This is a genomic window from Ferrovibrio sp., assembly GCF_036381655.1.
In the GTDB taxonomy this organism is placed as follows: Bacteria; Pseudomonadota; Alphaproteobacteria; order Ferrovibrionales; family Ferrovibrionaceae; genus Ferrovibrio.
Genome location: NZ_DASVCJ010000058.1, coordinates 36,696 through 43,414, shown reverse-complemented (window position 1 = coordinate 43,414; position 6,719 = coordinate 36,696). Strand labels below are relative to the sequence as shown.

6 protein-coding genes and 1 tRNA gene are annotated in these 6,719 nt (G+C 67.3%); all 7 read right to left on the bottom strand.

Translation table 11 applies throughout. The annotated features are described in order from the left end of the window. Positions 1 to 256, bottom strand: a 256-nt coding sequence (locus VF194_RS19815) for a DUF6538 domain-containing protein (RefSeq protein ID WP_414656097.1), incomplete at its 3' end; no start/stop codon positions are given. A gap of 65 nt (positions 257 to 321) precedes the next feature. Next, positions 322 to 395, bottom strand: a tRNA-Gln gene (locus tag VF194_RS11860). Positions 396 to 472: 77 nt separating this feature from the next. After that, complete coding sequence (locus VF194_RS11855; RefSeq protein WP_330891222.1) at positions 473 to 1,759, bottom strand: class I SAM-dependent RNA methyltransferase; 1,287 nt, start codon at positions 1,757 to 1,759, stop codon at positions 473 to 475. After that, positions 1,752 to 2,501 (bottom strand): TlyA family RNA methyltransferase, encoded by a 750-nt coding sequence (locus tag VF194_RS11850; protein ID WP_330891220.1) that lies wholly within the window; start codon positions 2,499 to 2,501, stop codon positions 1,752 to 1,754. Before VF194_RS11850 ends, VF194_RS11855 begins: the two co-directional genes overlap by 8 nt. Further along, positions 2,498 to 3,850, bottom strand: coding sequence for an MATE family efflux transporter (locus tag VF194_RS11845; protein ID WP_330891218.1), 1,353 nt, complete (start codon positions 3,848 to 3,850; stop codon positions 2,498 to 2,500). Before VF194_RS11845 ends, VF194_RS11850 begins: the two co-directional genes overlap by 4 nt. Positions 3,851 to 3,866: 16 nt before the next feature. Further along, complete coding sequence (gene dxs, locus VF194_RS11840) at positions 3,867 to 5,786, bottom strand: 1-deoxy-D-xylulose-5-phosphate synthase (RefSeq protein ID WP_330891216.1); 1,920 nt, start codon at positions 5,784 to 5,786, stop codon at positions 3,867 to 3,869. 14 nt (positions 5,787 to 5,800) lie between these two features. Next, a complete protein-coding gene (locus VF194_RS11835; RefSeq protein WP_330891215.1) occupies positions 5,801 to 6,718 on the bottom strand; it encodes a farnesyl diphosphate synthase in 918 nt (305 codons plus the stop codon). Position 6,719 lies beyond the last annotated feature (1 nt).

Here is a 6,719-nt window from a genome sequence, read left to right as displayed (position 1 = left end):
CCTCAAGGGCCTGCGTCAGATAATCCCGGACAATGCGCTTCACGTCTGCGCGATTGGTACTCATTGCTACTGCTTGCCTCCACGTTTCCACGAAGACCATGTCCAGCAACGCGGCGCGGTGTTCAGCCTCGCGGTACTGCTTCGTGTAGAGGCTCAGCATCACCTCGCCGCGGTGCGGAGCAGGAAGCCGGCGCCTATAGTGAAAGACACCGCGTTTCCGGGTGATGTGGGTACATTGTGGGCACCTTGCGCGCAAGTTTCTCCTCCGACGGTGAGCCGGGGTGAAAATTCCGCTGCAAGTTCAAGAATTTGAGGAAGCAGTGGCTGGGGGACTAGGATTCGAACCTAGACAACCAGAGTCAGAGTCTGGGGTCCTACCGTTAGACGATCCCCCAGCAGGGACCGGATCGGCTATAGGCGCCGGGATATAGCCGTTCCGCCCGGGCTTTTCAACCCTTCCCTGCCCCGGCGATTAGGGTTTGAAAAGGCTGACCATTTCCAGGTGCGGCGACCAGCGGAACTGGTCGATCGGCACCGCCCGCACAAGCTGGTAGCCGGCATCGGCCAGTGTCCGCGCATCGCGGGCGAAGCTGTTCGGATCGCAGGATGCCATGACAATGCGCGGCACCGGACGGCCAGCCGATGCCGCCGCCACCAGTTGCTGCACCTGCGCCTTCGCCCCGGCGCGCGGCGGATCGAGTAGCACGGCGTCCAGCGCCTTCAGTTCCGCCGACATCAGGGGCTGGCGCTCGAGATCGCGCGCCTCGGGCCGCAGCCGCCCGGCAAGGCCGGCCGCATTGACCGCCGCCTGCAGAGCCGCGATGGCCGGCCGGTCCGCATCCGCCGCCAGGGCATTCATGCCGGCCGCCGCCAGCCGCAAGGCGAAGGCGCCGCAGCCGGAGAAGAGATCGGCGACGCGTTTCGCCCCCTGCAGTTCGGCCAGGGCGAAATCCGCCATGATCTGCTCGGCCTCGGCAGTGGCCTGCAGGAACCCGCCCGGCGCCAGCGGCACGGCGATATCGCCGAACCTCACCTGCGGCGCGCGTTCGCCGAGAAACAGCAATTCCGGCTCGCCGCGCAAATCCAGCTTCCAGCTCAGGCGCGCCAGTCCCATCGCCTTGGCCGCCTTGCTCAGCGCGATGCGCTCCTGCACGCGCATCTTCAGCTTGCCGGTGATCAGCACATCCAGGCCGGTTGCCGTCTCGGTGACCTTCACGTCCACCGCCCAGCCATCGCCCAGAACCGGCAGCAAAGCCTCGCGCAGGGCCGGCAGCGGTGCCAGCAAGGCCGGCCGCAGCACCATGCAGGTCTCGATATCGACGATTTTGCGGCTGGCCGCCTCATGGAAGCCGAGCAGCACATGATCCTTCACCCGGCGGGCGACGAATTCGGCCCGGCGCCGCGAACGGTCCGGCACGGCGACAAGATCCTGCACCGGCGGCGCCGTGAAGCCGCGCCGCTGTAGCGCGGCGATCAGCTTATCGCGCTTCCAGGCGCGATAGGGCGCATCGGCCCAATGCTGCAGGGCGCAGCCGCCGCAGCTCTGGAAATGCGGGCATGGCGGCTCGACGCGGTCGGGGCCGGCCTGCTCGAGCACGGCGATCTCGGCGGCAAAGCCGTCGCCGCGCGCCTCGCCCACCTTGGCCGCGACGACATCGCCCGGCACGGTGAACGGCACGTAATAGCGCACGTCATCCTTGAGCAGGACGCCATGGCCCTGCCCGCCCATCCGTTCGATTACGCCTTCGACATCACGCATTGCCAAATACCGCTGCGATCAGAAATTCCTTGTTGCCCTCGGGGCCGAGGATCGGGCTCGGCTCGATGCCGAGCACGCGCCAGCGCGGCCTGGCCTGCCACCAGGCTTCGATGCGGCGGCAGACCTCGTCATGCAAGGCCGGATCGCGCACCACGCCGCCCTTGCCGACACGCTCGCGCCCGACCTCGAATTGCGGCTTGATCAGGGCCACCGCCCAGGCGTTCGGCGCCGCCAGCGCCAAAGCCGCTGGCAGCACCGTTTCCAGGCCGATAAAACTGGCATCGCAGACCACGGCATCCACCGGATCGGGAATCAGCCCCCGGTCCAGGAAGCGCGCATTGGTCTTTTCCAGCACCACGACCCGCGCGTCGTTGCGCAGTTTCCAGTCCAACTGCCCCTCGCCGACATCGACGGCATAGACCTTCCTGGCGCCATGCTGCAACAGGACATCGGTGAAGCCGCCGGTGGAAGCTCCCACATCGAGGCCGATGCGCCCCGTAGCCGACAAGCCGAAATGCTGCAGCGCATGCGCCAACTTCACGCCGCCGCGGCTGACCCAGGGATGCGGCTTGCCGCGCAATTCCAGCGGCGCATCGGCGGCGATGGCCAGGCCCGGCTTGTCGAGCCGCTTTTCGCCCGAAAAGACCAGCCCGGCCATGATCGCCGCCTGCGCCTTGGTACGGCTTTCCGCCAGGCCGCGTTCGACCAGAGCCTGGTCAAGCCGGATCTTCGGCGCCTTCATGCCGTCTGCTCCCGCTGGGTGATGGGGCGCAGTCTACGAGTCCACCAGGTGAAGCGCCAGACCAGCATGACGGCGGCGGCCGCCAGCCCGACCACGAGGCCGATCCAGATGCCCTGTCCCCGCAGCGGGCTGTTGAAGCCGAACCATATGGCGGCCGACAGGCCGCAGGCCCAGTAGCCGATGGCGGCGCAGACCATCGGCACGGCGGTATCCTTCAGACCGCGCAGCACGCCGTTGCTGACCGCCTGCGTTCCGTCGACTACCTGGAACAGGGCGGCCAGCAGCAGATAGGAAACAGCCAGCCCGAAAACCGGCGAGGCGGCGTCCGGCACGAACAGACCGATCAGCTGCGGCGCGAAAATCCAGAACAGGCTGCCCGAGCAGGCACCGAAGCAGACCGCCATGCCGATGGCGATCCAGCCGGCACGGATCACCCCGGCATGATCGCGCGCGCCGGCGGCCAGCCCGACCCGCACGGTGGCGGCCTGCGACAATCCCATCGGCACCATGAAGGCGATGGTGGCCCATTGCAGGGCGATCTGGTGCGCCGCCACCTCGTCGGCGCCGAGCCGGCCCATCAACTGGACCGCCAGCGAGAACAGGCCGATTTCGGAGGCAAGTGTCAGCGCGATCGGCCCGCCGATGCGCAGATACTCGCGCAGTCGGGGCCAGGAGCTGCGCCAGCGCGACGACCAGATGCGATACCGCGAAAAATCCGCATCGCGGGCGACATAAGCGGCGAATGCAAGGAACAGGAGCCAGTTGGCCAGGGCCGAACCGATGCCGGCACCGGCAATACCGAGCTTCGCGGCAAAGGCGAAGCCGTAGACGGCAGCGGCATTCAGCAGGACGCCGGCGACCATCAGCACCAGAGCCGGCCGCGGCCGGCTGAGCGCCGCGGTGAAAGAGCGCAGCACCGAGAACCATACTCCCGGCAGGTAGCTGATCATCAGCAGGTGCAGGAACAGTGCGGCATCGTCGATCAGTTCCGGCGGCTGCCGGAACCACACCATGAACGGCCGGGCAGCCACGAGGATGGCCAGGCTGGCAAGAAACCCGATCCCGGTCACGATCAGGCCGTCATGCACCGCCTCGCGCACGCTGGCATGATCGTCCGCATTCCGCCCCACCGCCTGCGCCACCAGCGCGGCGACGGCGATGCCCAGGCCCATGCCGAACATCCAGAAGAACCAGAACAGCGAAAAGGCGAGCGCGCCGGCACCGAGCGCATGATCGGAAATATGCGCCAGCATCACGACATCGGTGGTATGAACGGCGATCTGCGCCAGCTGCGTGCCGACGATCGGCAGCGCCAGCGTGAGCGTCGCCCGCGCCTCGGAGAGAATCATCGCAGCTCTCTATGGGTTAAGCGCGGGCTGGAAGTTCGCTGGCGCGGCCAAGTGCCGAAAGCGCCATGGCGACGATCTGCGGCGCGTTCAGCCCTGCCTCGTCGTACTGCTTCGCCGGCGCATCATGGTCGATGAAGCGATCGGGCAATACCATGGGACGGATCTTGAGGCCGGTATCGAGCAGGCCGTCATGGCTGAGGAATTGCAGCACATGGCTGCCGAAGCCGCCAATCGCGCCTTCCTCGATGGTGATCAGCACCTCATGGTGGCGCGCCAACTGCCGGACCAGCTCGGTATCGAGCGGCTTGCAGAAGCGGGCATCGGCCACCGTGGCCGGCAGACCGCGCGCCGCCAGATCATCCGCGGCCTTGAGCGCTTCGCCCAGGCGTGCGCCGAAGGAGAGAATGGCGATCGAGCCACCCTCGCGCAGAATCCGTCCCTTGCCAAGCGGCAGCACCTGGCCAACCTGCGGCAGCGGCACGCCGCGGCCTTCGCCGCGCGGATAGCGGAAGGCGCTGGGCCGGTCGTCGATTGCCACCGCGGTCGCCACCATGTGCACAAGCTCGGCTTCATCGGCAGCCGCCATCAGCACCATGTCCGGCAGGCAGCCCAGATAGGCGATGTCGAAGCTGCCGGCATGCGTGGCACCATCGGCGCCCACCAGGCCGGCGCGGTCGATGGCGAAACGCACCGGCAGCCTCTGGATCGCGACGTCATGCACGACCTGGTCATAGGCGCGCTGCAGGAAGGTCGAATAGATCGTGGCGAAAGGCTTGAAGCCCTCGCAAGCCAGGCCGGCGGCGAAGGTGACCGCATGCTGTTCGGCAATGCCGACATCGAAGCAGCGTTCCGGGAAGCGCTTGGCGAACAGGTCCAGGCCGGTGCCAGAGGGCATGGCGGCGGTGATCGCGACGATGCGCTCGTCCTTCTCGGCCTCCCGGATCAGGCTTTCGGCAAAGACCTTGGTATAGCTCGGCGCGCCGGCTTTCGGCTTGGCCTGCGTGCCGGTGATGACGTCGAATTTGGCCACGCCGTGATATTTGTCCTCGGCGGCCTCCGCCGGGGCGTAGCCCTTGCCCTTACGGGTGACGGCATGGATCAGCACCGGGCCGGACTGGTCGTTGTCGCGGACGTTCTTCAGCACCGGGACGAGATGGTCGAGATTATGCCCGTCCACCGGACCGACATAGTAGAAGCCCATTTCTTCGAACAGCGTGCCGCCGGTGACCATGCCGCGGGCATATTCCTCGGCCTTCTCGGCCGCGGACGCCAGGCCGCGCGGCAGGATCTTATGGCCGAGCTGCTTGGCCAGCTGGCGCAGGCCCATATAGGAGCGCGACGAGAGCAGCCGCGACAGATAGGCGCTCATCGCGCCGACCGGCGGCGCGATCGACATGTCGTTGTCGTTCAGGATGACGATCAGCCGGGTATCCATCGAGCCGGCATTGTTCATCGCCTCGTAGGCCATGCCGGCCGACATCGCGCCGTCGCCGATCACGCAGATGACGTTGTGCTCTTCCTGCTTGAAGTCGCGCGCCACCGCCATGCCGAGGCCGGCGGAGATCGAGGTCGAGGAATGCGCCGCACCGAACGGGTCGTACTCGCTTTCGCTGCGCCGAGTGAAGCCGGACAGGCCGCCGCCCTGGCGCAGCGTGCGGATGCGGTCGCGCCGGCCGGTCAGGATTTTGTGCGGATAGGCCTGATGGCCGACATCCCAGATCAGCTTGTCGACCGGGGTCTCGAACACATGATGCAGCGCCACGGTCAGCTCGACGACGCCCAGGCCCGCGCCGAGATGGCCGCCGGTCACCGAGACGGCGTCGATCATCTCGCGGCGGACTTCATCGGCGAGCTGCTTGAGCTGGTCCAGGTCGAACTGCCGGATGTCGGCCGGCGTCCGCACGTTATCCAGCAGGGGAGTGCGGTTGCTGATCATCGGTCCCGATTGTGTCACGAGCGGCGGGTTATAACAAACTCCGCCAGCTCCTGTAAAACGCCTGCCGCCGGCCCGAAACCGGCCAGCCTGGCCTTTGCGGAATTGGTTAACGCGCGGGCCTTCGCCTTGGCCTCGGCCAGCCCGAGAAGCCCGACAAAGGTGGCTTTTCCGGCCGCGGCATCCTTGCCGACCGCCTTGCCCAGCTCGGCGGCATTACCCTCCTCGTCGAGGATGTCGTCCGCGATCTGAAAGGCAAGCCCGATATCTCCGGCATAGTCCCGCAGGACGGCCCGGGCTTCCTGCCCCGCGCCACCCAGGATGGCACCGGCTTCCGCCGAAAAAGCGATCAGCGCTCCCGTCTTGCGGCTCTGCAGCAGCCGGATCTCGTCGAAGGACAGCGGCTGACCCGCCGCCGCCCGCTGTTCGGCCGCCAGATCGATCGCCTGGCCGCCCACCATGCCCCGCGCCCCGGAGGCCCGGGCCAGGGCCGCCGTCAGCGCGATCCGCACTGCCGCATCGGGATGGGTTTGCGGATCGGCCAACACGGCGAAGGCCTCGGTCTGCAGGGCATCGCCGGCCAGTACCGCGGTCGCTTCGTCGAAGGCCTTGTGCACGGTCGGCCGTCCGCGGCGCAGGTCGTCGTCGTCCATGCAGGGCAGGTCGTCATGCACCAGCGAATAGGCATGCAGCATTTCCGCTGCCGCCGCCGCCCGCAGACTGCGGCCGCGCGGCACCTGGAAGAGATCCGCCCCGGCGATTACCAGCAGGGCGCGCAGGCGCTTGCCGCCACCCAGGCAGGCATAGCGCATCGCCTCATTCAGCTTGGCCGCCGGATCATCCAAGGACGGCAGAAGGCGCTCCAGCTCCGTTTCGACGGCGGCTGCGACCTCCCGCATCGTCGCCGCAAAATCCGGCGACGCCAGACTGTTCATC

What these genes read in the sequence shown, in the direction of transcription:
- VF194_RS11855 (WP_330891222.1), bottom strand. Translation starts at nt 1,759, where the DNA reads ATGCGTGATGTCGAAGGCGTAATCGAACGGATGGGCGGGCAGGGCCAT.
- VF194_RS11850 (WP_330891220.1), bottom strand. Translation starts at nt 2,501, where the DNA reads ATGAAGGCGCCGAAGATCCGGCTTGACCAGGCTCTGGTCGAACGCGGC.
- VF194_RS11845 (WP_330891218.1), bottom strand. Translation starts at nt 3,850, where the DNA reads ATGATTCTCTCCGAGGCGCGGGCGACGCTCACGCTGGCGCTGCCGATC.
- dxs (WP_330891216.1), bottom strand. Translation starts at nt 5,786, where the DNA reads ATGATCAGCAACCGCACTCCCCTGCTGGATAACGTGCGGACGCCGGCC.
- VF194_RS11835 (WP_330891215.1), bottom strand. Translation starts at nt 6,718, where the DNA reads ATGAACAGTCTGGCGTCGCCGGATTTTGCGGCGACGATGCGGGAGGTC.